23 protein-coding genes and 2 pseudogenes are annotated in these 26,599 nt (G+C 54.4%); 4 read left to right on the top strand and 21 right to left on the bottom strand.

All coding sequences use genetic code 11. From position 1 onward, the window contains the following. A pseudogene (locus tag ACCD05_RS15715) lies at positions 1 to 270 on the top strand (hypothetical protein); the annotation flags it as partial. Between the two features lie 44 nt (positions 271 to 314). Here ACCD05_RS15715 and ACCD05_RS15720 read toward each other — a convergent pair. The 3 genes and pseudogenes from ACCD05_RS15720 to ACCD05_RS15730 form a co-directional block, all read right to left on the bottom strand. Beyond that, positions 315 to 1,259 carry an ArdC family protein gene (locus tag ACCD05_RS15720; RefSeq protein WP_413393800.1) on the bottom strand — a complete coding sequence of 315 codons (945 nt, stop codon included), beginning with the start codon at positions 1,257 to 1,259 and terminating at the stop codon, positions 315 to 317. A gap of 219 nt (positions 1,260 to 1,478) precedes the next feature. Beyond that, positions 1,479 to 1,994, bottom strand: a pseudogene (locus ACCD05_RS15725) (LysR family substrate-binding domain-containing protein); the annotation flags it as partial. 198 nt (positions 1,995 to 2,192) lie between these two features. Continuing rightward, a complete protein-coding gene (locus ACCD05_RS15730) occupies positions 2,193 to 3,308 on the bottom strand; it encodes an acyltransferase family protein (protein ID WP_413393802.1) in 1,116 nt (371 codons plus the stop codon). A gap of 498 nt (positions 3,309 to 3,806) precedes the next feature. Here ACCD05_RS15730 and ACCD05_RS15735 point away from each other — a divergent pair, with 498 nt between their 5' ends. Next, positions 3,807 to 4,694: a glycosyltransferase family 2 protein gene (locus tag ACCD05_RS15735; RefSeq protein WP_413393804.1), complete on the top strand. Its 888-nt coding sequence runs from the start codon at positions 3,807 to 3,809 to the stop codon at positions 4,692 to 4,694. 8 nt (positions 4,695 to 4,702) lie between these two features. Beyond that, positions 4,703 to 5,854: a glycosyltransferase family 4 protein gene (locus ACCD05_RS15740; protein WP_413393806.1), complete on the top strand. Its 1,152-nt coding sequence runs from the start codon at positions 4,703 to 4,705 to the stop codon at positions 5,852 to 5,854. On the opposite strand, the gene ACCD05_RS15745 is transcribed toward ACCD05_RS15740, so the two are convergent. The 18 genes from ACCD05_RS15745 to galE all read right to left on the bottom strand — a co-directional run bounded on the left by ACCD05_RS15745 (position 5,834) and on the right by galE (position 22,420). Further along, on the bottom strand, positions 5,834 to 6,706 hold the full coding sequence (locus tag ACCD05_RS15745; RefSeq protein WP_413393808.1) for an alpha-1,2-fucosyltransferase: 873 nt from the start codon (positions 6,704 to 6,706) through the stop codon (positions 5,834 to 5,836). The genes ACCD05_RS15740 and ACCD05_RS15745 overlap by 21 nt on opposite strands. 22 nt (positions 6,707 to 6,728) lie before the next feature. Then, on the bottom strand, positions 6,729 to 8,027 hold the full coding sequence (locus ACCD05_RS15750; protein ID WP_413393810.1) for a glycosyltransferase family 4 protein: 1,299 nt from the start codon (positions 8,025 to 8,027) through the stop codon (positions 6,729 to 6,731). Further along, positions 8,024 to 9,007 carry a glycosyltransferase family 2 protein gene (locus ACCD05_RS15755; protein ID WP_413393812.1) on the bottom strand — a complete coding sequence of 328 codons (984 nt, stop codon included), beginning with the start codon at positions 9,005 to 9,007 and terminating at the stop codon, positions 8,024 to 8,026. Before ACCD05_RS15755 ends, ACCD05_RS15750 begins: the two co-directional genes overlap by 4 nt. After that, positions 9,007 to 9,753, bottom strand: coding sequence for a methyltransferase domain-containing protein (locus ACCD05_RS15760; RefSeq protein ID WP_413393813.1), 747 nt, complete (start codon positions 9,751 to 9,753; stop codon positions 9,007 to 9,009). The genes ACCD05_RS15755 and ACCD05_RS15760 overlap by 1 nt, the downstream gene beginning before the upstream one ends. A gap of 84 nt (positions 9,754 to 9,837) precedes the next feature. Next, positions 9,838 to 10,461, bottom strand: a complete 624-nt coding sequence (locus ACCD05_RS15765) for an FkbM family methyltransferase (protein ID WP_413393815.1) — start codon at positions 10,459 to 10,461, stop codon at positions 9,838 to 9,840. 100 nt (positions 10,462 to 10,561) lie between these two features. Next, a complete protein-coding gene (locus ACCD05_RS15770; protein ID WP_413393817.1) occupies positions 10,562 to 11,395 on the bottom strand; it encodes a glycosyltransferase family 2 protein in 834 nt (277 codons plus the stop codon). A gap of 13 nt (positions 11,396 to 11,408) precedes the next feature. Next, a complete protein-coding gene (locus ACCD05_RS15775; RefSeq protein WP_413393819.1) occupies positions 11,409 to 12,188 on the bottom strand; it encodes a cephalosporin hydroxylase family protein in 780 nt (259 codons plus the stop codon). Positions 12,189 to 12,211: 23 nt separating this feature from the next. After that, a complete protein-coding gene (locus ACCD05_RS15780) occupies positions 12,212 to 13,009 on the bottom strand; it encodes an NAD-dependent epimerase/dehydratase family protein (protein ID WP_413393821.1) in 798 nt (265 codons plus the stop codon). Between the two features lie 3 nt (positions 13,010 to 13,012). Then, positions 13,013 to 13,504 (bottom strand): acyltransferase, encoded by a 492-nt coding sequence (locus ACCD05_RS15785; RefSeq protein WP_413393823.1) that lies wholly within the window; start codon positions 13,502 to 13,504, stop codon positions 13,013 to 13,015. After that, positions 13,501 to 14,724, bottom strand: coding sequence for a class I SAM-dependent methyltransferase (locus ACCD05_RS15790; RefSeq protein ID WP_413393824.1), 1,224 nt, complete (start codon positions 14,722 to 14,724; stop codon positions 13,501 to 13,503). The genes ACCD05_RS15785 and ACCD05_RS15790 overlap by 4 nt, the downstream gene beginning before the upstream one ends. Continuing rightward, a complete protein-coding gene (gene rfbC / locus ACCD05_RS15795; RefSeq protein WP_413393826.1) occupies positions 14,721 to 15,281 on the bottom strand; it encodes a dTDP-4-dehydrorhamnose 3,5-epimerase in 561 nt (186 codons plus the stop codon). The genes ACCD05_RS15790 and rfbC overlap by 4 nt, the downstream gene beginning before the upstream one ends. Beyond that, positions 15,278 to 16,354, bottom strand: coding sequence for a CDP-glucose 4,6-dehydratase (rfbG, locus tag ACCD05_RS15800; RefSeq protein ID WP_413393828.1), 1,077 nt, complete (start codon positions 16,352 to 16,354; stop codon positions 15,278 to 15,280). Before rfbG ends, rfbC begins: the two co-directional genes overlap by 4 nt. Further along, positions 16,336 to 17,109, bottom strand: coding sequence for a glucose-1-phosphate cytidylyltransferase (gene rfbF / locus ACCD05_RS15805; RefSeq protein WP_413393830.1), 774 nt, complete (start codon positions 17,107 to 17,109; stop codon positions 16,336 to 16,338). Before rfbF ends, rfbG begins: the two co-directional genes overlap by 19 nt. Then, positions 17,106 to 18,356, bottom strand: a complete 1,251-nt coding sequence (locus tag ACCD05_RS15810; RefSeq protein WP_413393832.1) for an ABC transporter ATP-binding protein — start codon at positions 18,354 to 18,356, stop codon at positions 17,106 to 17,108. Before ACCD05_RS15810 ends, rfbF begins: the two co-directional genes overlap by 4 nt. A gap of 8 nt (positions 18,357 to 18,364) precedes the next feature. Beyond that, the gene (locus tag ACCD05_RS15815) at positions 18,365 to 19,186 is read right to left on the bottom strand and encodes an ABC transporter permease (RefSeq protein WP_413393834.1); all 822 of its coding nucleotides are present in this window, start codon (positions 19,184 to 19,186) and stop codon (positions 18,365 to 18,367) included. 12 nt (positions 19,187 to 19,198) lie between these two features. Then, positions 19,199 to 20,320 (bottom strand): GDP-mannose 4,6-dehydratase, encoded by a 1,122-nt coding sequence (gene gmd / locus ACCD05_RS15820; RefSeq protein ID WP_413393836.1) that lies wholly within the window; start codon positions 20,318 to 20,320, stop codon positions 19,199 to 19,201. Next, positions 20,310 to 21,290, bottom strand: coding sequence for a GDP-L-fucose synthase (gene fcl / locus ACCD05_RS15825; protein ID WP_413393838.1), 981 nt, complete (start codon positions 21,288 to 21,290; stop codon positions 20,310 to 20,312). The genes gmd and fcl overlap by 11 nt, the downstream gene beginning before the upstream one ends. Before the next feature lie 80 nt (positions 21,291 to 21,370). Beyond that, positions 21,371 to 22,420 carry a UDP-glucose 4-epimerase GalE gene (gene galE / locus ACCD05_RS15830; RefSeq protein WP_413393840.1) on the bottom strand — a complete coding sequence of 350 codons (1,050 nt, stop codon included), beginning with the start codon at positions 22,418 to 22,420 and terminating at the stop codon, positions 21,371 to 21,373. 1,317 nt (positions 22,421 to 23,737) lie between these two features. On the opposite strand from galE, the gene ACCD05_RS15835 reads away from it, so the two are divergent. After that, positions 23,738 to 26,269: a lipopolysaccharide biosynthesis protein gene (locus ACCD05_RS15835; RefSeq protein ID WP_413393843.1), complete on the top strand. Its 2,532-nt coding sequence runs from the start codon at positions 23,738 to 23,740 to the stop codon at positions 26,267 to 26,269. Positions 26,270 to 26,599: the final 330 nt, after the last annotated feature.

Consider the following 26,599-nt stretch of genomic DNA (forward strand, 5'->3'; position numbering starts at 1 on the left):
GCCGGTCAAAACACAACCAGAACCCAAGGAAACGCCGCCAACGCTGGTGTTTTATCCCTTGTGTTCTTTCATTGGAGCAAAACATCAGGTTACGGGTTTGCCGCGATCAGTTTGCATTGCGGCGAGCAACTTGGCGCGCTGCCAAGTAACATTGAGGAGCCGGATCGTGAGACACGCGGCCAAGCGGCGGACCGTGGAGACTGTCACACGAGTGTTGCCCTCATTAAAATCGGGCGGTCGTACTGGGTGGGTGGCTCTAGCCGGAGTTGACGCAGCTGATAAGCCCCTAGTCTGGGCGAAGTAGCGAAGCCGGCTCACGCCGCCTCCCCTTCGTCTACGTCTTCACCTTCGCCATTGATGATGCGGGGCTGCAGGTGATGCAGGTAGTCAACCGCGCGCTGCGCATGGGCTGCGGCCTGAAAGATGGCGCGCTTGTCGCCACGAAGGACGTTCAGCCATCCGTCGATGTAACTTGCATGATCGGGCCTCGGCTCAAGCTCCGGGGTGATGCCGAGATCGGCGCAGAGGAATGCACTGCCAAGTTCGGCTACGAGCTCTTCGCGGGCACGTTCCGTGCGGTCTTTGGCGTAGCGGGACAGATCGCGATCCAGACGAGCGGGTGTCGAAGTCCAGTGCGTCATTTCGTGGCTGAGGACGGCGACATAGCTAACCTCATCGACGAAACTGTCGAGAAGCGGCATCTGGATGTAGTCCTTGGCGGCGGCATAGTATGCGGACGAACCGCCATGGCGGATGAGCGCTCCGGTATTGGCGAGGAAACGCCCGGCCCTCCCGATGCGATCAAATGGATCGGAGAGATCGACATTTGCCTGATGATGCCCGTCGAGCCCCTTGATCTGGTCGGTGTTGAAGACGGTGTAGGCCTTGATGAAGGGAATGGTGCGTTCGACGTCATCGCCTTTTTCGACTGTCTCGGCGCGGATGATTGAACTGGCGAAGACGACGGTCGTGCCGGTCTCGCCCTTGCGGACGGCGGCTCCCAGTTCCAGTGCCTGACGATAGGTCATCCAGGTCGAGGAGGAGAAGCCTCGGGCGATTGCCTCGGACCAGAGGAGAAGGACGTTGATGCCGGAATAAGGCTCGCCATTGTGGCGAAGTGGACGGGTGACGGTCGCTGATGGCGAGGCGCTGTGCCATGGCTGGATCCAGGGACGCACGCCGCGGTCGAGTTCGGCGATGATCTTGTCGGTGATGCGGCTATAAATATCGGATCTGTGGTTGCTGTGCTCTCTTGTCATGTCGGCCTCCGTTCGGGGTCGCGACCATCGCGACCTGCCACGGCGGTCCGAAAGCCAGGCTAGAAGCGTCGGCTGGCACCCGTAGGGCCGGAACGAAGAGCAGGACGGCAAGGCCGTTGCGGCCGGCGCGAGCCTGGCAGGACAAAAGCCGGGGCAGGACGTGGTGATGCTGGCCTCGAAATGGCGGTGACGGGCGGGAGCAACGCCCGCCGCGACTGATTATCCTCGCCGCACCATCGACTTGGCGATCTCGACAATATCGTCTCGCGACGCCGTCGGATCCTCTTTCGACCAGGCAATGCCAAGCCCGATCTTAAAGTCGATTCCCCTCACCTTCTTGAGCACGAAACTGCGGTTCGGGATGTCGGTCGTCCACTCCGGTGCAAAGCCGATGCCAAGACCGGCGGAGACGAGAGAGACCAGCGAATAGGTGTCATCACAGCTATAGGCGACGTTCTTGGTCAGATCGTATTCCTCGAACTTCTCATTGAAGTGCCGCTCGGCGACGGAGAGGTTCCGCCGATTGAAAGCAATGATTCTCTGATCGCGTAGGTCCTCGATCGAAATCTCATTGAGGGAAGCCAGAGGATTGCTCGCGGCTACCGCCAGAAGATAGCGTTCATGGGCAACCGAGAAGAAACGCAGCGATCCGATATTCTCGACCGGCCTGATGAAGCCGAGGTTGAGCTGCCCGGTCTCCAACCCGCGGATGATGTCTCCGGTGTTGCCTGAGGCGAATGCTAAGACCCTGATCAAACAAGGGCAACCGGCCGTGATCTGCAAAATCATGTGTGCAACGGCAGTTGTCGGCGTCCTTGGCGAAATGGTTCTGATGAACGGTACAGCGCTTGTGTCTTCATTGGATGGCCAGGAGTCAGCACCATAGAAAACAGAACGCATTGGCTTCTTAGCGCCTGTCAACCCGAGATAGAGCTATTTCCCGAAAAGAGCGGTGCTCACCAGAGGCACTTTTGAAAGCAGGAAATACGCAGCGACACTAATAGCAAGTGGCGCGACGAACGGCGGCGACACGGTCAACGCATAGAAGTGGATGGCGTAAACCGCCAATGATACGGAACCGAGGTAAGCTAGGACTTCATTTATATGGCGCTGGCCGATGGACCGCAGGACCCGGGCCAGATCGACGGCCATCAGCGAGCCAGACATCGCCACTGTGAAAGCGTAGTGCTTGGCGGCAAACTGAGACGCCAAGAATAACGGTGCATCGGAGATGAGATTTTCCGGCAACGTCCTATGCCAAAACCAGATCAACCCCAAAAACACGATATAGGGAATCGCTCGTAGCCAAATGCTCGCTGTCCCGGTGAACGCCCTATAGGCTGCTGCCCCTAGCAGAAAGAAGAGAAACAGGCCGCCGTGGAAGTCGTTCGCGAAGACTAGCCCGCCAGCCGAATGCATTTTAACTTTAAGCGCATTCCAGATGAGGAACGCAAAGAGCATTTGCACGGGGATCGGCGCTAGGAACCGGATAATGCGCTCCAGACCAACCGTTCGAAGCACTGTGCATGCTATTGTCGAAACGACAACATAGGCGGCGGTGAAGACGGTGCACCAGAATATGCACGGCAGAAACCAAAGAGATCGGTCGGCGTGCAGGAACACGTCGAGTAGATACGTGCCAAAGGGTCCCTCAGCACGCCCAGAAAGGTAGAACAGGATCGTCCACGAGACAAACGGGAGCAGCAGCAGCATTGCTGCCCGTTGAACCCTCCGCAAAGCAGCAGCACCCGCGTCGTAGATTGAGCCGCCAATATCAATTTTCTCGACCCAAAAGACCGCAGCGGCGCCAGCGAGAAACGCGAAGAGCGGCATGTGGAACGAGTAGACAACCCTAAAGGCAAAGATGTCGTCGAATTTTTCCGGATAGGCGCCTTGGATTGTATGACCAAGCACGACGAGGAGTATCGCAAGACCCTTAGCTATATCGAGCAGCTCGTCGCGCGCGAGTACACGCTCTACAAGAATTTCGCCTTCCTTAATCTCAGCAAAGGCAGCTTGCGATAAAGCACTCAAAGAAAAAATCTCCACCCGTTATCGTAATAGGTACCACTCGATTTGCTTGAGTCTCAAAGTAAAACTCACGCATTTTGGCGGTAACAGGTCTGATCACATTGGACTGTGACATGTTTATCCCACGGTTGATCACGCCGGCCATGTGATAGCTGACGTTCGGCCACGAAGGGCACAACGGATGATTGATTTCGCTGCTGGTCAGAATAGGCATCAGCTCAAACATTATCACGCTAGACGACTAAGGCTTGGGCTTAGCGGCTCAAGTCCTCTTGGGTCGAAGCTATATATGGGGTGATCGTCACGCCGCCACACACGAGCTCACGTCTAGGGGATAACCGTTTCTCCGTTCCTCGGAGAGCCAGTAAAGGCCAGACCGCAACCTAAAGATGAACCGGTGCCGGAACGGCAGAACTCCCTTTAGACTTCACCGTCTCTTCACTCCACCGTTGCGGCTTGCTGACACCCCACTAAGAAGACGCGACCGACGCTGAAAATTTAGGCGAGTCAGGTTGAATGCTTGTGCCTTTCGGGCTTAATAAGCAGATACCCAAAGAACTTCCGAAAACCAAGAACCGGAGTATTTTCCTGCTGAGTGCCCCATCGACGATAGATGCCGCCACTCCTACGCTGTCGGTGATCATGTGCGTGCATCGAGCACACCCATGGCTATTGGAGGCAATAGATAGTGTACTGGATCAACACGACAGCGACTTTGAATTTCTGATTGCGGCGAATGCTTGCTCTGATGAACTGTGGCAACAACTTCAGGACCATGTGGGCAAGGACCCACGAGCCCAACTGTTCAGAAGCGAAATCGGCCAATTGTCTTTCAATCTTAATATGTTAGTCGATAGAGCCTCCAGCGACTATGTCGTCCGGATGGATTCGGATGACGTATGTGACCCTCAGCGGATACAGAAACTGAGGCACGCCATCGCTGTGAGCCAACCAGATATAATCGGTTCTTTCGTTTCGATCATCGATGAGTATGGCTGTACGGTGGGAAAGATGGAATTGCCGATTAACGGCGCTGAAATTGTGAAAGCCCTCCCAAGGAGGACAGTTTTCTGCCACCCGTCCGTTGCGATCCGAAGACAGTTTCTAATCGAGATGCGCGGCTACCTCGGAGGTTTTGCGTCTGAGGATACGGACCTGTGGCTTCGCGCTAAGAGAGCCGGGGCCAAAATGCAGAACCTTCCCGAACCCCTGCTTAGGTATCGGGTACATAGCACACAGTCCATTGGATCGAGAGCAGGATATCCGGAAGTCGCTGGGCTTTGGCTTCGCGAATTCTTCTTGTCTCCAAGCGCCTTTACCGGCCAGGGCTTAGCTATCTCGCTTTTCAAGGCAATATTTGCCTCCTGGCTTCCGGGAGCGCGCCGATACAAGGACCGGAAGTGACTCAAAGAATGACTGGTTGTGCACCTAAACTATTGTTTTTCGTCAGTGTGGACTGGTTCTTTTGCTCGCATTTTCTGCAGCGTGCCATTGCCGCAAAAGACGCGGGGTATGATGTTGTACTCGTCAGCAAGTTCGAGCGCCACAGAGACATCGTTGAAACGGCCGGCATTCGGACTATTCCAATTGAGCTCGAAAGGCGCAGCCTTAATCCGCTCGCGGCACTGAGAGCAATGGTGGCGGTCGCGAAAATTTATCGACGCGAGCGCCCGGATATCGCCCACCACGTAGCGATAAAGCCAATTCTTATTGGCGGATTGGCATCGGTATTCGCCCCACCTGGCTCGATTGTGAATGCCATTGTCGGAATGGGGTATATTTTCACCGGCAACAGTCTCGTTTCGCGCTTTGTCAGGCCGCTCGTACGGCTCGGTTTCCGCTTCTTTCTAAACCCGGCCGACAGCAGGGTCGTCTTCGAGAATAGCGACGATCTCACAGATTTCGTCGCGGCGCGAGCCGTGCGAAAGAAGGATGCAGTTCTAATTCGTGGCGCGGGTGTCGAGCCCAACCATTACTGGCTGGCCGACGACCGACGTTTGCCACCAGTAACGATCTTCGTGGCGCGGCTGCTATGGGACAAAGGGGTAGGCGAACTGATTGATGCCATCCGGTTATTGAAGCAACGCGGTGTGGCCGGACGCTTCATCTTTGTGGGGGATGCCGACCCTGGTAATCCCGCATGCATCGACGCCAAGACGCTTGCGGAATGGAAAAGCGAGGGCTTGGCTGAGTTTCTTGGCTACCGCAGCGATATCCCTATGCTCCTTTCTCAAAGCCATATCGCCTGTCTGCCATCTCATCGAGAAGGACTGCCAAAATCACTTCTGGAAGCTATGGCAGCGGGCCTACCGTGCGTTACAACAGACACCCCGGGCTGCAGGGAGGCTGTCCGAGACGGGGACAACGGCCTGTTGGTGCCCGTTCGTTCGCCTTTCCATCTTGCTAATGCTCTTGAACGACTGATCCTAGATGAAGGACTGCGTGTCAAGATGGGGACGCGCGGAAGGGAGCGAATCGAGCGCGAGTTTTCGACAGCGATCGTGGTCGATGAAACGCTGAAGCTGTACGCGGAAGTCTGCCATTTACATTCTGATCCAAGATGACGGAACCAGATCCGAGGTATCGATATCCCTCTTCTGGAACCACTGTGCAGGCGCCACCACCTTCTTGTTTCCATGTGATCCGAGCCATGCCCCCCACCAACTCAGCGAGCTGTTTGCGATAACGTAGCGTTGACACGCTGCCATCAGGCGGAGGTCTTCGTGAGCTTGGTTCGTTGCGTGGATGTCTACAAACGTCACCGGAATCTTGGGTGCGAAATTTTCGCGTGCCCAGACGGGATCATCTGAAAAGACGAAACAGTGCGGCCGCGTCAAGCCCTCAGTGACGCGCCCCAAACCCGCCGCATAATAGTCCAGCGAGCAGGTACCGTGATGCGCATTGGCGGCTTTGTTGGTAACATAGTCGCCGCGCCGAATATGCAAGCAGATAGCGTCAGTCTGAGAGATCCGACTCAATACCTCAGTCGTCTGCGGCAGGGGCGAATTACGAAGTTTGAAATCCGCGGCGATCTGTTCGCGGTAGTTGGAGAAATACTTCTCGCTTTGAAAATAGCCGTCGAGAAAGACGGGCGCACGCGCCTGCTCGATATCTGCATCATACCGGAAGGAAGCCTCTTTAAAAACAGGCAGGCCGTTCTGCTTACGTGCTATCGGAAGCCGCCTCACGATTCTACTCAACAGATCATATTTCGGAGCTTCCTGCTTTGCACTTCGCATTGTCGTTGCGCTAATAGCAAAAGGCTCCAGTGCATATTGACGATCTGGATCGGTTCCAAACCAAGACAGCTCCAGCTTCACATCAGAACCTGTTCTCAGTGCGACAGCTCTGGCTGCAGCATACTGAAACATTTGGTTACCCAACCCGCCAATAAGTGGAACCACGACCGAACTCATTAAAAACTCCATAGAATAAGTACTACTTCTGGGTTCGGCCCTGAATTAAGCTGAGAAACAAATTCTCGTATTCCCTAGTGAGACTGGCCCAATTGTACCTCGCCTTACTCGCCGCTTTTCCATTCGCCCCAAGGCGCGAAAGAAGTGCGGGATCCTCGAGCAGCCTCTTGATCGCACGTGCTAAAACTTTTGGCTCGGCGCGCGTGTAGCCTTCCGTATCTCGCGGCGCATCGCACATCTCTCCGCCACCTGTCCAAGCAACGATTTCCGCTGTGTTTCCAACCGGAACCGTCAGAAAAGGCAGTCCAGCAGCACAAGCTTCGTACAGCACCAATGGCGAATACTCGATGTTTGACGCAAAGACAAACAGGTTGGACTGCAGATACGCTTGTACCAGCTCAGGTCGAGGAAGGTCCAGACGAAGCACCCGTTTATTTCCGTAGCGCCCATCATTGATGCTTGCCACCCACATTTCGATCGAGTTCTCGTTGCCGCCTCTCCATCCAAGCGCGACCAAAGCCATTTTCACGGAGTGCCGGAACGCATAAGCCGGCCCATAGGTGCGGACCAACTCCACAAATCGTCGGCAGTAAGGTGGCCGATGACCCCCGCTATGTGGCTGATTGCCGTTTATGATCAGCAACGCTTCTCGCCCCCCGAAATCCGCTAGCGCAAACGCACGCGCGAGTTCGAGATGACCTTTTAGACCGGTGGCGCTGCCAACGGTCAGCAAAATCTGCGTGTCTTGGCGGGCCCCAATTGAGGAGCGGAACTCTGGATCGATATCGACCGAAAACTCTTCGGCAGCCGCGCCGTTTGGAATGACAATCGAATTTGTCAAAGCATGATCGCGCGCGAAGTCAATGTCCCGGTACGATTCCGCATGATAGACGACGGCGTCCAGCTGCCTGAGAATTGCGGGAAGTCGCTGGAAGTACTCGGCGTACGCGCTGTTATAAAGGCCTGAGTAGCCGCAAGGAACAAAAACCTTCTTCGCCCGCACATCACCAAATGTTTCCCATGCTGCATCGAACGTCCACTGCTGAGCAGCATAGAAGAAGAGGACATCTATGTCGCTTTTGCGTATGAATTCGCGATAGACGTCTACTTCGCCCTTCAATCCACGCACCTGATTGCCGCTGACCTTGAACCCAACGACTTTCACGCCGTTGACGATGTCGCTCGATCTGTGCTGCAACCAAGAGGTAGCAACTGTGACATCATGGCCACTTGCAGCTAGGCGTTCGGCTATTTGGCGCACGACTTCCTGCGCACCGCCAATGCTCGGATAATAGAATTCCACACAGAATAGAATTTTCATTTGAAAAGACGCCTACGGATTGCTCGGGCCAACGGAATTAGTCTCTGCGGTATCCAGCGCTTTGAAAAACGGAACTCAAACAGCCGTTTTATCGATTGCAGCGTTTTTACAAATTCGGCATCTTGCTCGCCGCCGGCAACGCGTGAAGCCGCGAGTTTCAAGATGCGCATAGCTCGGCGATAGCTCATTCGTGATGTCGATGATTCAACACCGTGGTAGATCTCAGCCAATATCCTACACTCTTGCATAGAGTAGGTCGGTGAAACAATGGCGTAAATGTTCTCAGCCGAAAACATCAGCACCTTCTCCAAGAAGGGGTTTTCTCCGATGCGCGACAGACTGCCCGGCACCTCGCGGTAGACGGTGAGAACGTCTTCTAGGTTAGCCACTTCATGGACGCGCGCGATACGAGACCAAAGCTCATAGTCTTCAGGTGGGAGTCGCGATGTCTCGGTGCAGTAACCGCCTATCGACATGATTGCTTCACGCCGGAACATGATGGATGCGTGCACGAAGGGGTTGTCGAAGAGAAGGCACAGCCTCAAAGCTTTGTTCGACGTCGGGTGTCGATGATGACGCTCCGTTGGACTATTTCCGACATAGATCTGGGCCGCCGTCCCTAAGAGAGCGACACTGGGATGCTCGTCGAGATAGCGAACTTGCGCCTGAAGCCTCAATGGCATCATTAGGTCATCGTGATCTAGCCTTGCAATATACTCCCCTCGCGCAAGGGAAATCCCCCGATTCAAGGTCGCCGGCAGCCCCATGTTATCGTGATGGTAGGCGCGTATCCGCGGTTCGGACAACGATTGGAGAAGCTCCCAAGTGTTGTCGGTCGACCCATCATCCAAGACGATTAATTCGAAATCATCCATGGTCTGCGACAGCACGGACTGGATTGCGTCGTTCAGTAACGCCTGGCCATTGTAAGCAGGCAGAATGATGCTAACTTTCGGCGGAGACTCCTGCGGGCTTTCCATCAGGCACTCCTACCTCCGCGAATTGCCGTCACATGAAGGCCAAAGCTGAGGAGCTCCTTGCTTCCTTTGTCGCGTGCTGAAAACTTCTCCAAGGCTGAAAGCAGGATCTTCAGCGCAAAGCGCTGCAACTTGGTCAACGACGTGCCCGTATACTGTTGAGCGCATTGGTCGACACGTCTGAGTTCCTGTCCGACAAACTCGAAAAAGTTACCGTTTTCCGTGATCTCGATGTCCACGAACCCTAACCGCTCCAGATGATGCAAATAGTAGTAACGGTTGAAGCCCGTGGAAAAGTGATACGGAGCGAAATGGGTCAGGCTGCCAAATGGTGCTGTCAAGATAAGCTTCCCACCCGGCCGCAACAGACGGGAAAATTCCTTGAGCGCGGGCGTGGCATCGGGCAAATGTTCTAACACTTCAGTGCAGAGAATAGCATCAAACGAGCCGTCCGGCTCTGGGACATCGCAAATATCGCACACGATATCGATCGCGGACGTGTCCCACGTTCCTGTCTGCAATCCTGCATCGTTCCCGGAGCCATCGTACTGCGACAAGTCCTGAGAAACATAATTCAGGTGGCTGCAGAAGCGCCGAAACTGGCATTCGCCAGCGCCGGCGTCAAGAAGCCGAGCGCCCGCCGGCACCGACTGCAGCGCCTCCTCGATCCATGCTTCCCGCACGGCGGCGTTGTGAGTGCCGACGGTAACATTCTTGTCTTCGCCAATTATCGTTTCAATGAAGCTCAATGCCAATTCCTTATCGGGCCAAAGCCGGCTGCCCACTGCGGTCCACGCGAACAAACCTTCAAGTCGTTCACAGTACTGTGCTCATCACTGCCGGTTGAGCCATTTGTGTTCGTCCACAAATATCGAGTTAATGTATGTATCAGCATAGAGCTTGTAGCCATTTCCCAATATGAGGTCACGTATGTCTTCAAGTTTTATCTCGTCCCGCGATTCGCTAAACGTCAAGGTCTCGACACAAATGACTGTTGGCCGGATTTTGTTAAAATCGATTGAGTTTATGATGTCGAAATCCAGCCCTTCAACATCCACGGAGAGCAAGTCCGGTGAGGCGCCACCAAAATGATCCGTGACAATCTGATCAACTGTGAGAACTTCGATCGTGTCGACACGCACTATCTGATGCATGCCGGTTTCGGCATAACGATGGGCTTCCGATTTGGAGAACGTATTGAGTGTGGGGGTTGACATAACATAGAAGGGCAGACTCGGAGAAGGTGTCGCGGCGACGCCCACGTTCAACAACGTCTCGCTCGCGCGCTCTCGGACCAGAACGCGGAAAAGATCTGGATCTGGCTCTATAGACACACCCTTACAACCCCTCAGATAGAAGAAGTAGGTGTTATTAAACATCCGAGGATCGTTGGCGCCGATATCCAGGTATGTCGGCGCTGAGATTTGTAGCGCCCGAAAAATGAAATCGATAATCATATCCTCTCCGGATTGAGAGAATGATATCCGGCCGTGATGCTTCGAGAGCAAACGCTGGCAAAACCGTATGATCTTATTTTTCATTGTTATCTCGATACTGTCATTTTGCCTGTTTGGTATGATGGGCTTTGAGTTTCCTTACGAGATTTACTACCGATAATGCAGCAAAAATCTTGTCACTCATTGATAGCCGAGGGCACTTGAAAGTGTCCTTCAACAACTGCGATAGAAAAGGCCAATAAGTCAGCTGCCTGACCTTCGGATCAATCTGCTTGATTTCATACTCCGAACTGTGCACACCCGCTCGATATCGAGAACCCTCAACCGTTCTAATGCCATAGTTCAGCATAATCGAGTAAACAACGGCACAGTCCCAAAAAAAGAAACTTCCAGCAGGAATGGATGCACGCAAGCTTTTCGTTCGATGTAGGCCGTATATCAACGTCGGCTGCATATTTGCATTGAACCTTATCAAATTCTCCAGAACAGGGCGTTCAGGATCAAGTTTAGGCAATTTGGTATGAATGACCTGGTCTCGAGCATGAAATACCGTGTTGAAGTCTCCCATTAACAGTCCTGCAGATCCAATGTTGGCTATTGCAAACTCAATGAAATCGACATCCCAATCATCATCATCGGCGGCCCACATGAAGAACTCGCCTCGGGCCTCCTCAAGTAGAAAGAGAAAATTTTTGAGCGCCCCTATGTTCGACCGCTGCCTGAAGGCACGGATTCTGTCATCAACGGCAGTATAGCGCGTTATCACTTCTGCAACCCGGGGATCTGATGAAGCGTTATCAGAGATCACAACTTCAATGTTCGACCACGTTTGACTTAGTATCTTTTTTATCGCCAGTTCTAGTAAGTCAGGACGATTGTAGGTTGGGATTCCAACGCTCACCAATGGCGCTTCCGATGAGAGCTTGTTAAGCACCGCCTACGCCCACCTACTTGACACGCCGCAGAAAACCGTCGGGGGCTACGGTAACTTGCAACTTGCTGGCCATATCTCGATCGATTTCAAAATTGGCGTTCCCGGCGAGCCACTCATGCACTGCGGTCTTGGGGTTATCGCCCACATTCCAAGGACGATCAGCAAAAAAATCCTTCGGCATGTCCTCAACAAAAGTATCGAAAACAATGCAATAGCATCCGGGGGTTACCATTGGTGCGTAGTATTCCAATTCAGTCAGCACATGGTCATGCGTGTGCATGGAATCCAAGCAGACCATGACACGCTTGGCATCTCCAACGGCATCCCTGACCTGATTCACGGTCTCGTCGGCGGTAGAAGAGCCCTGGATCATCGTAATACGCGAGCTCATCGGATGGCGCTTGATAGCATCAAGATTGTGAGATCTTATATCGATATCCACTCCAACAACGCGACGACTCGGCCGCATTGGATCGAGGACGGTGCCGCTCTCAACCGCGTCGGCGTAGTCAAGCATGGCAAGCACCGAGGCGGAGAAGATCAAGGAGCCGCCGTGCGCGATACCGGTTTCAACGACAACATCAGGGCGGGTCGCCCAAATTACTTCCTGAACAGCGGCCATGTCCTGAGGATACTGAATTATAGGGCGCCCAAGCCAATCAAAGTTATAGACGTAACGCTTGGCCATGGATTCTTGCAACCACTGCTGTGACAGCCGATTGAACTCGGCATCATCGTGATAACTCTTAATCGTGGCGCTGCGCTCGTTTTGAAACTGACTGATCGGGTCCATTCGAATTCCTTAGAAGAGAGGCGTTAGTACATAACGATTTCGTTGGTGCGAGCAAGCGGATCGCTGGCGCGGAAGGCAAATTCGGATTGGACGCGCGTCACATCGATCGACGGGAACGTCGTTTCAGGTGCACCATCCAACACTCTTGCCGTCGCCCCGGTCGCTTCCGTTATGCCCGCGAGCCACTCGGCATGAGAAAGTTGCCTACCGCTCCCGACATTGTAAACGCGTTGCGTTCCCCGTTCAGCAATTTTAACGAGAACATCAGCAGCGTCATCAATCCACAGGTAGTCTTTTGCCGAATTCAAGGCTGATTGCAGCAGAATGTGACCGTTATGCGCTTCGCGACACAACGCACCGATAAATGTGTCTCGTTGAGCCTCTCTTGCACCAACGATGTTCGAAAGTCGAGCAACTCTTACGCTTTCAGTCGCAGCCAGACAGACTGACTCTCCGGCCAACTTCGAAAGATTGTAAAGGTCCGATGGATCATTCGGATTTACTGAAATGGCCGCGTTCTCGCATGCAGTTGTAGCATGCTGATAAATCCGAGTGGACGAAAGGTAAAGGAGGCTTTCAAATGCATTTTCGCGCAAGATTGGTGTCAACGCACCTACATGTGCATCTATAGTGTCGAAAGGACGAGTCCGAAAATCCGCGGTTAGCCCTATCGCCCAGATGGCGTGGCCGTACCCACGTTCGGGGACATCTCTGCTGGTGTGGTATCTGCCAGGAACAAAAACGTCCCGACCTTGTGCACGTAGAATATCCACAAGACGCTTGCCGACAAAGCCTTCGCCACCAAAGATCGTCCAATGCATTGGCTAGACTCGCATCTTGAGAAGTCTGAGTGGCTGACCTCCGTAGACTGCCATTCCAGCCACCTTGCCTCGGATCACGGAACCGGCCGCGATGACCGCGCCCTTGCCCACATGTGCACCATCAAGAATAACGCAATTGGCACCAATCCACACATCATCCTCGATCACAATCCCACCGCGCGACGGTTGAAAGCCTTGATTGCGAATTGGAACATCTACCGATCCAAACTCGTGGTTGGTAGGGCAAAACGTGCAGTTGGCAGCAACTAGAACACCTTCCCCAATGGTAATGCCATTCCCCGTATACAATACGCATCCGCTGTTAATATAGCTTCCCGCGCCGACGAAAAGGTCGCCTAGACCTCCAGCAGGTTTAATTTTTACGAAGCTGTCAATCACACTCCGCTCGGCTATCACAATGCGGGTCCCCCTTGTCGAATCTTCTATATCGGCAAGGCTGCTTACGCGGGCGAGCGGATGGATTTCGATGCTCATGATATTGTGAGCTCAGGAACGGCCCAAACGAACCGAGTGTTGCTTTCCGCAAGATAGCTTAGGTTCTCACGGACTTCTTTTGCGATATTCCACGGCAAGATTACAACATAATCCAATTTCTGTTCGCGCAGTACATCAGGCGTAACAATAGGCAAATGGCTACCGGGCATGTACTTACCTTGCTTGGATGGCGCGGCATCGGCGACGAACGGTAGCAGGTCAGGCTTGACCCCTGCGAAATTCATCAGCGTGTTACCTTTGGCCGCAGCGCCGTAAGCACCCACCCGCTTGCCGGCCTTCTTCTGTTCGATAAGAAAGTCCAGAAAGCCGAGTTTCACCTGTTCGGCCTTACCTTGAAAATCCTCATACACTTTCAATGACAGAAGGCCGGCCTCGATTTCCGTTTCAAGAAGGTCGGAAACAGCCGGCGTCACTGGGCGACTGTCTTCCGCATGACAACCGAAAACCCGCAGGCTCCCCCCATGCGTCTGCAACTGCTCCACATCCCACACCTTCAAACCGGCGGTCTTGAAAATGCGATTCACGGCGTTCAACGACAGATAGGAGAAGTGCTCGTGATAAATCGTGTCGAACTGAACCTGTTGAATAAGGCGCAGCAGATGCGGGAACTCAAGCGTGATGGTTCCACCGGCTTTTAACGCGGTTTTCAAGCCGCGCGTAAAATCATTGATATCGGGAACGTGCGCATAAACATTGTTCCCCGCAATAAGATCCGCCTGCTTGCCTTCCGCGCGCAGCCTGCCAGCAAGCGCATCGCCGAAGAACTCGCGTATAACCGGAACACCTAACGCCTCGGCGGCAGCCGCAGTGCTGGCCGTCGGCTCGACTCCCAGGCATGGAATGTTCCATTCAAGGAAATTCTTGAGGAGATAGCCGTCATTGGACGCAACTTCGATTACCAGGCTACGTTCATCGAGTTTCAACCTCGAACGCATTTCCTCGCAATAACGCCGCGCGTGGGCTAGCCATCCGCTGGAAGTGCTGGAGAAATACGCATAATCAGCATCAAACAGTTCGCCGGCATCCGTGTAGTCCAATGTTTGCACGAGCCAGCACTCGCTGCACACCATCACCTTGAGCGGATATGTCTTCTCAGGCCTGCTCAACCCCTCAAGCGTGAGATAGCTGTTCGAGGGAGGCGCATGGCCGAGGTCAACAAAACTGTGCTCGAGCGGTGTCGAGCAATGACGGCATTTCATAGGCTGACACCTGTAAACGATGGCGTAAGTGCAGGACGCTGGTTATCACGCTCGGAGATTTCGGCAATGGGCAGCGGCCAGGAAATTCCCAGTTTTGGATCTTGTGGGTGCACGCCCGCCTCTGCGTGCGGCGTGTAAGGCTCAGAATGACAGTATAGAAGTTCCGCGCTGTCCGACAACACCTGGAAGCCGTGTGCAAATCCTTCTGGTATGAGCAGAGCCCTGCAGTTCTCGGCAGAGAGATGCTCTGCGTGCCACTGTAAAAAGGTGGATGAACCGGTCCTCAGGTCGACTGCAACGTCCCAGACTTCGCCGTGAATGCAACTAACCAGCTTCATCTCCGCATGCGGCACGGTCTGGAAATGCATGCCCCGCACGGTTCCGCGACGTTCAGTGCGTGTATGGTTGATCTGCGCGACAGGCTTGTCCCAGCCTGCGGCACGCAATTCATCGCTGCAAAACACACGGCTCAAAAAGCCCCGGCTATCGCCAATCCGAGTGCGCTCGATCAGCACCAAGCACTCGATTGGGCTATTGGTCAGCGAAAAGCGGGTCACTGGCTTCCCTCCCAGGCATCCATGTCCAACTTGCAGAGTTCGCGCGCCGATTCGCCGGCGGCCTGGCGGCGATACCAGTCAACGGTGCGCGTGACCGCCTGATTAAGATTCCAGCGCGGGCGCACTTTGAGCAGTTCCCGCGCCTTCGCTGTCTCCAGCGATAATCGCCCAGCTTCATGTGGCCCGCTGAGATCACCGTACTTAACTTCGGCGCCAGGCCATGCCGTTCGCGCAATATCTATGACCGTGCGCACGCTAGCCGCCTCTGCGGGATCCGGTCCAAAGTTCCATGCATCCGCGAACTCTATTTTCGACCACAGGGCTTCGGCGAGAACCAGATACCCTGTCAGAGGCTCTAAAACATGTTGCCAAGGTCGGATAGCGGATGGATTGCGGATGGACAACGAAGCGCCATTTTGCCAAGCGCGGATTGCGTCCGGAATCAATCTATCTTGCGACCAGTCCCCACCACCGATTACGTTGCCGGCGCGCGCTGTGGCGATTGCCACGCCATTCTGCTGCAAAAAGGACCTGCGATAGCTGGCAATGACAGTCTCGCTGGCCGCTTTGCTCGCACTATACGGATCATGTCCGCCAAGGGCGTCCGTCTCACGATAGGGCCAGTTCCATTCACGATTCTCGTAGACCTTGTCTGTAGTTACCATCACCGCCACCCGACAATCGGACGTTGACCGCAAGGCGTCCAGCAAATGCGCCGTGCCCATTACATTAGTGGCAAACGTATCGACTGGGCGCTGATAGCTTGCCCGCACCAAAGGTTGGGCTGCGAGATGCAGGACGATTTCTGGCTGGGCTTCTTGCACCAAGCGCTCAAAACGAGGCCGATCTCGGATATCACAAATGTGCGTCGTGCAGCAGGAGCCGACGTCATCCAATCGATGCAGGCTTGGCAACGTCTCCGGCTCTAGACTGATACCTGTGATGTCGGCACCCAGCCGGTGCAGCATCAGTGCCAGCCAGCTGCCCTTGAAGCCCGTATGGCCGGTGATCAGAACACGTTTGCCGACCCAGAACTCGGGCGACGGCGCGGCACTCATTTCCACACCTTCCATGGTGCGGATCCACCGGCCCAAAGCTCCTCCAAGGCGTTTTTGTCGCGCAGAGTGTCCATTGCCGCCCAGAAGCCGGTGTGATCATATGCCATCAGCTGACCTTCTGCTGCAATCTGCGTAAGAGGACCAAGCTCCCAGCTTGTGCGATCACCCTCAATGTAGTCGAGCACCTTAGGCGACAGGATGAAATAGCCGCCATTGATCATGCCACCATCGCCGCGAGGCTTTTCAACAAAGCCTCTGACTTCGTCGCCCTCGCGCTTGAGCGCCCCATAACGCCCAGGTGGAGAGACGGCAGTGACGGTCGCGAGCTTTCCGTGCGCGCGATGAAACGCAATTGCGGCTGTGATGTCGATGTCGGAAACGCCGTCGCCGTAGGTAAAGCAAAAAGCCTCTTCGTCTTTTACATAGTCGCTAACGCGCTTCATACGCCCACCGGTCAGCGTATCCTCGCCCGTGTCGACTAAGGTCACTCGCCAAGGCTCCGCCTTTTGCTGGTGAACAATCATCCGGTTATCAGCCATATCAAACGTTACGTCCGACATATGCAAGAAGTAGTTCGCGAAGTATTCCTTGATAACATAGCCTTTATAGCCGCAGCATATCACGAAATCGTTCACACCATGAGCAGCGTAAATTTTAAGGATGTGCCAAAGGATGGGCCGACCGCCAATTTCGACCATCGGCTTCGGTTTCAGGTGCGTCTCTTCGGAAAGTCTTGTTCCGAACCCACCCGCTAAGATCACTGCTTTCAATTCGATGCCTCCTCGACCTTCCATTGCAGTCGTGGTCGCACGACGCCAGGCATTACATTTGCATACCCATGGCGACCGACGCTGCCGTCCATCGAGTCACGTACGTTAAAGGTCATTGCACTCGGCTCGAAGAAGTGGATTGTGAGGCCCGGCGCGTAGGAGCTAACGGCCAATCCGACAAAATAGCTGCCCTCATTAAGGAAATCACCCGGGATGTAGCAGCTAGCCTCGTAGTCACCAGGCGTGAGTTCAGTCAAAACATCAGGCGTACTCACAAAGGCATATGTTCCGCCCGGCACGACGAAATGGAAATTAGGCATGAAACGAATGCCTGATCTGCTCTTCACTCGGAAGCCCATCTTAACCCGTATGGGCTTGCGTATATCGGCTTCCAAAATAGGCTGATCATCTTCATCAAGCACCTCGCCATATAAAAGCTGAACATGCTCGTCGGCGACAGTCCTCCCTTGCCTTTCAAAGTCGACCCTACCGACAGACTCGGAATCGCCTCCCAGGTACTCGATGATAACTTCCGATGGTCTGCCCTGCTTGCGAATTTGTCCAGAATCCAGCAAGATGCATTGATTGCAAAGGGAGGTCACCGTTTGCATGCTGTGGCTTACAAAGATGACAGTACGCCCACCTGTGCTGATGTCCTGCATCTTTCCGAGGCATTTCTTTTGGAATTCCGCATCGCCTACCGCCAGCACCTCGTCGACGATCAGAATTTCTGGATCAAGATGCGCCGCGACCGAAAAAGCCAACCGCATATACATTCCAGAAGAGTAGTGTTTGACTTGCGTCTCGAGAAAGCGCTCCACACCTGCAAAACTGACGATCTCGTCAAATTTCCGTCGAACCTCGATACGGCTCATACCAAGGATGACGCCGTTGAGGAAAATATTCTCGCGTCCAGTGAGTTCGGGATGAAAACCCGTTCCCACCTCAAGGAGGCTGGATACCCGTCCGCGCAAGCGTATTTCGCCCGTGGTCGGCTCAGCTACACGGCTCAACAACTTAAGCAGCGTGGATTTTCCCGCTCCGTTTTTCCCGATGATACCGACTTTATCACCTTCAGCGATCTCAAATCCAAGATCGCGTAGCGCCCAGAACTCTTGCCGAGTTTCAGCCTTTCGAGGAAATTCCTTCACAAAGCTCATGATTTCATCCCGCAGAAGTCGATGTCTACGATTGCCTTTGATCATGTAGCGCTTGCCGAGGCCTTCAACACGTACCGAATAACTCATGTTCGACCTCAGATTATGTCAACGATGTCACGCTCGACGTGACGGAAATACATTACGCCGGTCACAATAAGCAGGAGCGCGAGCACAGAAGAGTATCCCAGCGTCCACATCTGGAACGGATACTGATCGCCAAAAAGAGCAAAGCGGAAACCATCGACAAGTCCGACCACCGGATTCAAACCATAAAGTATTCGCCACCTTTCCGGTATTGCTCCCGAGGAGAACCCAATCGGCGAAAGGTACAGCCCGAAAGTGACCAGAAACGGCATGATGAACGACACGTCTCGATATTTTGCGTTCAATGCGGCCGCCCAAATTCCAAGCCCCACAGTCAGCAGTGCCAAGGCCACGACCACTAATGGGACAAGCACGATTGTCGACCTGATGCCGATCCCAAACCAGACAAGCATGCCACACAAAAGCAGCACAGTAATCGTCAAATCGACCAAGTTGGCGATAACGCAGCTAGCCGGCACGACTAGGCGAGGAAAGTAAACCTTGCTGATCAGCGTCGAGTTGGCAACAAGGCTGTTCCCACAATCATTGACTGTGTTGGCGAAATATAGCCAAGGCGTTATGCCAGACAATACGAGCAGTGGGTACGGGATCTCCCCAGAGGGCAGGCGTGCGATCTTCCCAAATACAAGCGTAAAGACCATCGTTGTCAGAATGGGACGCAGAATCGCCCACGTGATCCCCAGCACGGCCTGCTTGTACTTGACGACGATATCGCGCCAAGCGAGAAAGAAAAGCAGCTCTCTTGCCTTCCAAATACTCTGCCAAAGGGCTTTAGCACCGTTGGAGTTTGCCGACAGAACGGTTTCTCTCATAGTAATCAATATCTACTCGCGATTGACGGTGAAGGCATATCCGTGGCTCCTAAGCAGCGCTCCTTGCCGGGCCTGCTCTAGGTCATGAGCGACCATTTCTCGGCACATCTCCTGAACTGTAATCTCTGGAACCCAGCCAAGTTTCTCGCGCGCCTTCGTTGGATCTCCGAGCAACGTCTCGACTTCGGTTGGGCGGAAGTAGCGGGGGTCAACTCGGACCACAACATCACCGACCTTCAACGCGGGAGCCTTGTCACCGTCGATATGCTCGACAACCGCATGCTCATCTACACCCTTGCCCTTGAACGCAAGTCTAATACCGAGTTCAGCGGCCGACCATTCAATGAACTGCCTCACGCTGTACTGCACACCGGTACCGATAACAAAGTCATCCGGCTGTTCCTGCTGTAACATCATCCACTGCATGCGCACATAGTCACGCGCGTGGCCCCAATCGCGCAACGCATCCATGTTGCCCATGTACAGACAGCGGTCCAAGCCCAGCGCGATATTAGCAATACCGCGGGTAATCTTGCGGGTTACAAAAGTCTCACCTCTTCTAGGGCTTTCGTGATTGAATAGGATGCCATTGCAGGCGTAAATCCCGTACGCTTCGCGATAATTCACGACAATCCAGTAGGCATACAGCTTGGCGACTGCATAAGGCGACCGTGGATAGAACGGTGTCGTTTCCTTCTGCGGTGTCTCCTGAACTAGTCCATAGAGCTCGCTTGTGCTTGCCTGATAGAAACGAGTTTTCTTGTCGAGACCTAGGATCCTGATCGCCTCGAGGAGGCGCAAAGTACCGAGCGCATCGATGTCAGCGGTGTATTCCGGCGTCTCGAAGCTTACCGCGACATGGCTTTGCGCGCCCAAATTATAGATCTCATCAGGCTGGACCTGCTGAACGATGCGGACCAAGTTGCTGGTGTCCGAAAGATCGCCGTAGTGAAGCGTGAACCTTTGATTGTCGGTGTGGGGGTCCTGGTAGATATGATCCACTCGATCGGTGTTAAAGGTGCTCGAACGTCGCTTGATACCATGCACCTCATACCCTTTTTCCAAAAGGAATTCTGCGAGGTATGACCCATCCTGTCCCGTGATGCCCGTAATGAGCGCTACTTTATTTTTCATCGCTTGCGCTCCGATCCAAAAAATCATTGTAGGCTATCGCCAATCCCTCCAGCAAAGACACCTTGGCTTCCCAGCCCATGTTGTTTAGCCGTCCGCTGTCCATCAATTTGCGGGGAGTTCCATCTAGCTTGGAAGTGTCGAACGCGATCTCGCCGTTGTATTCAGTTACCTTGGCTATCGCTTCAGCCAATTCCCGGATGGTTAGATCTTGTCCATATCCGACATTAATGTGGCTGAGCATAGGCTGGGTGTTCTGCGAATAGGTTTTCTTATCCAGATTCATGACGTGAACGCTCGCCTCTGCCATGTCATCGACGTAAAGAAACTCCCGGCGCGGCGTGCCAGTACCCCAAATGAGAACTGACGGCGTTCGGTTTATCTTGGCTTCATGGAAACGACGTATCAGTGCGGGAATGACGTGCGAATTCTCTGGATGATAATTGTCACCAGGCCCGTAGAGGTTCGTGGGCATGACGCTGCGGAAGTCAACGCCATACTCGGTTTCATACTGACGATTATAGCTCTCACAAAGTTTGATCCCTGCAATCTTCGCAATCGCGTAAGGCTCGTTTGTGGACTCCAGTTCACCCGTCAGAAGCGCACTCTCGCTCATTGGCTGCGGAGCGAGCTTCGGATAAATGCAGCTCGACCCTAGAAACAGAAGTCGCTTCACCCCTGACCGGAAAGCCGCATCAATCACGTTGGCCTCCATCATAAGGTTTTCGTAAATGAACTCCGCAGGATAGGTGTTGTTTGCGTAAATACCGCCCACCTTTGCCGCAGCGAGATAAACCTGATCGGGCTTCTCCGTATCGAAAAAACGCCGCACATCGGCTTGTATCGTAAGATCGAGGTCATGGTGGGTTCGCGTAACGATGTTTGCCTGCCCCATCCGTTGCAGTACGCGCACGATCGCCGACCCCACCATACCACGGTGGCCGGCGACGTAAATCTTGGGCGCTTCAGTCATTGCTTACTCCGGCTACGGACAAGTTTAAGTTGCTATCGTCAATCGACCGCACCTCACCGCCGCTTGGGCGTCATGATGCATCAGCGACGCGCTTTATCGCATTCTGGTTGCTTAGGACACTGGGCGGTGTATTTATCAACGGTTTGCTGAAAGTGCCACGTGCTCGAACACATGTTTTCCAACGTCCTGGTCGCTGTCCAACCAAGCAGGTTGCGGGCCTTTTCTGCATCGGCGTAACACGCCGCAACGTCTCCGGAGCGGCGCGGCATCACTTCAAACGCTATTTTTCGACCACTAACATGTTCGAAGGATTTGATCATTTCCAGTACGCTGTACGCTTGGCCAGTACCCAAATTGATTGCATGCCAACCGGCGTTATCAACCAGGAATTGCAGCGCCAACGCATGACCTTCCGCGAGGTCCATCACATGAATGTAGTCCCGTAGTCCGGTGCCATCTGACGTGTCATAGTCATCCCCAAAAACACTGAGAACAGCCCTTGTCCCGGATGCAACTTGCGCGATGAACGGAACGAGGTTGTTGGGCTTTCCGGAGGGGTTCTCCCCAAGTAGCGCGGTCTCATGGGCGCCGACCGGATTGAAGTACCGCAGGCACGCAACATGCCAATCGGGATCGGAGATTGCGAGGTCGCCGAGCATCTCCTCGATGTGAAGCTTGCTGCGACCATAGGGATTGGTGGCGCTAGTTGGGTGGCTCTCGTCGATCGGCAGATATTGCGGCTGGCCGTATACCGTGGCGCTGCTGCTGAATACCAGCCTCTTAACATCTTCGGCTTTCATTGCCTCTAGTAGGCTTATCGTGCCCTGCACATTATTAGAGTAATACTCAATAGGCTTATCGACGGATTCTCCGACCGCCTTCAAGCCCGCGAGGTGAACAACAGCATCGATCTCATATTCCCGAAGCGCCTTTTGCAAGAAATCCGTGTCTCTGATGTCTCCACGCACAAACTCGCACGACTTCCCGACGATCTCACCAATACGGTCTGCCACAGTCCGCACGCTGTTGGACAAATTGTCATATAAGACAACGCGATGGCTCATTTCGGATAAGACGACGGCTACATGGCTGCCGATGTAACCTGTTCCACCTGTTAAAAGTATGTTCATCGAGGGTCCATTAAGGTGCGAGTGGTGCCCCTAACGTGGGCGATGCTACCCCGCATATACATAAGTGAAGAATAGCGCGCCATAGGAAACATACGACCTCTGCGCATGAGGCATCCCGCAATGGCGCACAATTTCGATCGGACCTCTGCGTTAGAGCTGCGATAGTCGGGTTCGGCCTCAGCAGTGCTTCCTTGCGGTCACACTAGGCCAACTTGGATCTTTGGTCCAGAATGATTGAGGATACGCATGACCTCAACCATCATCGGATCGACATTCGATCGCACCGTATTGAGCCAACTGCCTATCTCGAAATCGCACCCTCACATGTCCTGGAGCATCGACTGCTTGCCCCCAATTACGCGATTTGAGACCCGTTCGTCGCAATCTTGCGGCACCGCCCCTCGATCATTGCTACCCCCTAAGCTCATGCGCCGCATGCGAGCCAGCAGAACGCATCTGAGGCAAACTCGACCTTAGCCAACCTCGCCGGACATTCAATCCGAAAACTCAGCTTCCAGAAATCCATCGCCTGAAACGTCCACGCCATGTCCGGCGCAACCCGATGATCCGGCGTCCTCACGACCGCTTCGATCAAAAGCCTGGTATCCTAGAGCTGAAGGTTGACGGTGTTTTGGCGCACTAGCGCGAGAACATGCTCTGCCCACGCGCCATCACCGATCGCTTGCCACGCCAGCTAGCGACAGGTCCTCTTTGACGAACGTGTCCCGTGATGACGCGGAGAGCACTTGGGGATATTTTGTATCAAGATAACGCTTGCTATGCCCAACGCACCTCAAGTGTGGACGTGCGCTAGCTTCCCATGCACCGCACGACCGTATTAGTCTAGAGGTACGCTGATCTACACGATACCCGTCAAGCTTGCCCCGCCCTATGTTTTTAGCAAGTTCCGTGAAGATTCAACACTTTAGCAACGAACAGGCTCGCCAAGTGGTTGCGCTAGTTGTGCGTCCTGAGGCGGAGAAGCTGGATGCCGTCTTGGGGTCGAGACCAAAGAGCGAAGGACGGCGGCACTCGCGTACGATTCAACTCTACCGCGCGGGCAGAGAACAGCAGCTATTTGCGCAGCCCTATCAAATTGCTTACAACCACACCCAACTTCAATGGTCGGACGCTAGCTGCAGGCAATGCTCCGCGATCCTCGCGTTACCCCCGCTGATCAAGGGAAAGATATTTGAAATCTCCTCTACACCGCTCCGCCCTTTGTGCGCTTGTCGTTGCTACGCCATTCTATCGAGTCGCAGATGAGGCTGAGAACTGTCTTTCAACCTCATCCGCCCCGATTGGAGGGCCAGTCGGTTGAGCCAGCTAAAAAGAATAGTCGAGCCCGTCATCGCGCTCCGCCAGTCGCAAGCTCTCAGGAATACTGCTTTCAACTTCGCCGGCGTGATTTGGCGTGCCGGTTTGAGCATCCTTCTAATCCCGTTTTACGTGCACAGGCTTTCGCCGCAAGAGTGGGGCCTTGTAGCCTTTTGCATAGCGCTACAGGGAATTCTTGCGCTGTGCGAAGTTGGCTTAGGTCAACTTATCCCACGCGAGATTTCGCGCGCTAAAGCCTCGGGAGGATCGAACCTACCTCGGACGTTCGGGAACTTCTCTGCCGCATATATGGGGGTGGGCGCGCTGGTGGCGGCCCCGGGCTTCCTGTTCGCAGGATGGATACAAACCCATTGGCTCCAAGGCACAGCCGCAGCGTCGTCTGGTCACATCGAGGTGCGGCTAGCATTCGTCATGTTCTTCTTCCAATTCTGGAATGCCGTTCATTTAGGCTTTTGGAACGGCACCCAAGAACAAAAGACGGTGAACGTCCGGCAGACCCTGTTTGCAACCGCAAAGCATGGAGCGGCAGCATTCTTGGTGCTGTTGTGGTCGCCGACAGCGGTGGCCTACCTTATTGGCTTTACCACGTTGACCGTTGTGGAGTGGTCCGTCAACCGGTGGTCAATTCGAAAGGAACTGGCTAACGAGAGCGCATTGGTGCGGCTCACAGACTTGCTCGCACTTTTGAAAGAAACCGCGGGTTTTTCGGTCGCAATCTTCGCTGGCATGGCCGTTTCGCAGATTGACAGATTCACGCTCTCGAGTCTTGTGCCCCTCGCGGACTACGGTCGTTATATCGCGGTCGCCAGTCTTGGCCTCGCCTTCTTCCAGGTTCAGGGCCCTGTGCTCAATGCATTTCTTCCGCGCCTGTCAACAGAGCTTCCGCGCGGCGAACGTCGCTCGCTCCGGCAACTTTCTCTGGCAGTCGTCGTTTTAAACGTGCTGCCGAGCCTTTTGATGGCGGCGCTGGCGCCAACCATTCTTCGTTGGTGGATCCGTGACGCCCAACTGCAATCCGTTGGCGCGTTCCCCCTGCAGCTGATATTCTTGGCCGTTGGCGTCAACTCGTTGTACCAGATCTTCTATCAACAGATGGTGGTGTTCGGCTCGGCTAAAGTGATCGGGACGATCAACGTAGTAAACCTCATCGTTGGATCGGCCTTCATGCTGTACTTCGCGCCCCGCATTGGTGTGGAGGCTGGAGGATGGGTGTGGTTGCTTTGCGCGACATTGCAGTTGGCGGGCGGCATTCTCTGGGCCGCAAAATCGCGGGTAACGGCAGAGGGGAACCCAGGCAGGGCTTCCGTCCGCGCAGTTTATTGGCGGATCACGTTTTGCTTTGCCGCAGCTGGCTTCATCGGTGCGCTATTGATACAGGCCAACTTCTGGCCTGCATTGGCGGCAGGTTTGTCGGTGACTGACGTCGCTGCGCTTGCTCACTCGCTGCACGAGATCGGGACGTTCAAGATACTGTTTTACGACGATCGGGTCGACCTACTCGGCCTATTTGTCCTGTATGCCCCGGGCTACCTGGTCGGCTCGTGGATGTTCGCTGTGGTCAATCTCGCGCTGTTATTGATCGCTGCCTGGCTATACGAGCATTTAGTGCTGAAGGGCAGCAGCGCCGCGAAATCAAACGGCTTTGCACTTGTCGGCATCTGCGCCAATGTTTTCTTGCTGCTGTTGATGCCCGGGCCCAACAAGGAGCTTCCGCTGCTGGTGCTGTCACTTGCAATCTGTTGGACCTTGGTCACTCGCCCGCGACACTGGATGGTTATGGGTATCGCCATCGCCGCCGCCGCTGCTGCTTTCCGGCTCGGGTATGGCGCGATCCTCGCAGCGATCGTCGTGACCGCCGCCCTAGCTGAAACCTTGAAGCGATCCGAGGCGGAAGTCGTTGCCGTACTTGGCGGCGCGTGCGCTGTAGTCGTTCCGCTCATCTGGCTTGGGGCCGAGTGGCTTCCACTTTTCCACGTCAACATCGAGACCGCGCAAAGGATCGGTGGCCAGGTGTTCGCAGCACCTGACTTGTCGGTTCTGAGTATCAGTCAAGCCTTGCTCGCGTGGTTAAAACGGTGCGTCTTAAACGTTGCCAGCCTCGCGGTGTATCCCGTCGTCTGGCAGTCGACCGGCGCTCCCTACTGGGTCGGTGTCGGGTATTGGGTGTTCGGGATCCTGAATATTCTGGCCTTCGGCGCTTGTGCCGTTACAGCCCTCGCAAGGCGTTCATTCCCTGATCGAGGGCCGCAGATAATGGCGATGTTGTGGCTCAGCGCATGGCTGATGCTTTCTGTTTCCTTGTACGTTCAGCCGCGATATCAAATGGTCTTGCTTCCCCTTGGGCTCGCGACGTTCGCGGCGCTTCCATTGCGGGCTAGAGCTAGACTGCTCATGTTCACAGTCTTGTGCGTTTGCGTCCCCATGGCGATCAGGTCCAATCACCTCTTCCCTGTGGTGCAGCCGGACGTATTCAAGGCCAATCCATACGACTGGGTGCCGGAGCGGCCTTAGTGACTCGCCCACCGACGCCTTTACTGATCGCCTCGTTCGATATGAGCGTCGACGTTCGACAGGGCCGAGATAGCCAGGGTGCCTGTCCGACACTAGAAGCGGAAGGCACGTCCGTCGACTTTCGTGTGCCGTCCGCCGGGTGGTGGTTCATGTATCCCTGTCCACACTGAGTTCCATTTCTGGGTCGTAGCGGGATGTGTTCACCAGAACGCAAATAAAGCGAATGGACGGCAAGGCCGTTGCGGCCGGCGCGAGCCTGGCAGGACAAAAGCCGGGGCAGGACGTGGTGATGCTGGCCTCGAAATGGCGGTGACAGGCGGGAGCAACGCC

It is taken from the genome of Rhizobium sp. Rhizsp42 (assembly GCF_047304155.1).
Taxonomy (GTDB): Bacteria; Pseudomonadota; Alphaproteobacteria; order Rhizobiales; family Rhizobiaceae; genus Rhizobium.

What these genes read in the sequence shown, in the direction of transcription:
- ACCD05_RS15720 (WP_413393800.1), bottom strand. Translation starts at nt 1,259, where the DNA reads ATGACAAGAGAGCACAGCAACCACAGATCCGATATTTATAGCCGCATC.
- ACCD05_RS15735 (WP_413393804.1), top strand. Translation starts at nt 3,807, where the DNA reads ATGCTTGTGCCTTTCGGGCTTAATAAGCAGATACCCAAAGAACTTCCG.
- ACCD05_RS15740 (WP_413393806.1), top strand. Translation starts at nt 4,703, where the DNA reads ATGACTGGTTGTGCACCTAAACTATTGTTTTTCGTCAGTGTGGACTGG.
- ACCD05_RS15745 (WP_413393808.1), bottom strand. Translation starts at nt 6,706, where the DNA reads ATGAGTTCGGTCGTGGTTCCACTTATTGGCGGGTTGGGTAACCAAATG.
- ACCD05_RS15750 (WP_413393810.1), bottom strand. Translation starts at nt 8,027, where the DNA reads ATGAAAATTCTATTCTGTGTGGAATTCTATTATCCGAGCATTGGCGGT.
- ACCD05_RS15755 (WP_413393812.1), bottom strand. Translation starts at nt 9,007, where the DNA reads ATGGAAAGCCCGCAGGAGTCTCCGCCGAAAGTTAGCATCATTCTGCCT.
- ACCD05_RS15765 (WP_413393815.1), bottom strand. Translation starts at nt 10,461, where the DNA reads ATGATTATCGATTTCATTTTTCGGGCGCTACAAATCTCAGCGCCGACA.
- ACCD05_RS15775 (WP_413393819.1), bottom strand. Translation starts at nt 12,188, where the DNA reads ATGGACCCGATCAGTCAGTTTCAAAACGAGCGCAGCGCCACGATTAAG.
- ACCD05_RS15780 (WP_413393821.1), bottom strand. Translation starts at nt 13,009, where the DNA reads ATGCATTGGACGATCTTTGGTGGCGAAGGCTTTGTCGGCAAGCGTCTT.
- ACCD05_RS15785 (WP_413393823.1), bottom strand. Translation starts at nt 13,504, where the DNA reads ATGAGCATCGAAATCCATCCGCTCGCCCGCGTAAGCAGCCTTGCCGAT.
- ACCD05_RS15790 (WP_413393824.1), bottom strand. Translation starts at nt 14,724, where the DNA reads ATGAAATGCCGTCATTGCTCGACACCGCTCGAGCACAGTTTTGTTGAC.
- rfbG (WP_413393828.1), bottom strand. Translation starts at nt 16,354, where the DNA reads ATGGAAGGTGTGGAAATGAGTGCCGCGCCGTCGCCCGAGTTCTGGGTC.
- ACCD05_RS15810 (WP_413393832.1), bottom strand. Translation starts at nt 18,356, where the DNA reads ATGAGTTATTCGGTACGTGTTGAAGGCCTCGGCAAGCGCTACATGATC.
- ACCD05_RS15815 (WP_413393834.1), bottom strand. Translation starts at nt 19,186, where the DNA reads ATGAGAGAAACCGTTCTGTCGGCAAACTCCAACGGTGCTAAAGCCCTT.
- gmd (WP_413393836.1), bottom strand. Translation starts at nt 20,320, where the DNA reads ATGAAAAATAAAGTAGCGCTCATTACGGGCATCACGGGACAGGATGGG.
- fcl (WP_413393838.1), bottom strand. Translation starts at nt 21,290, where the DNA reads ATGACTGAAGCGCCCAAGATTTACGTCGCCGGCCACCGTGGTATGGTG.
- galE (WP_413393840.1), bottom strand. Translation starts at nt 22,420, where the DNA reads ATGAACATACTTTTAACAGGTGGAACAGGTTACATCGGCAGCCATGTA.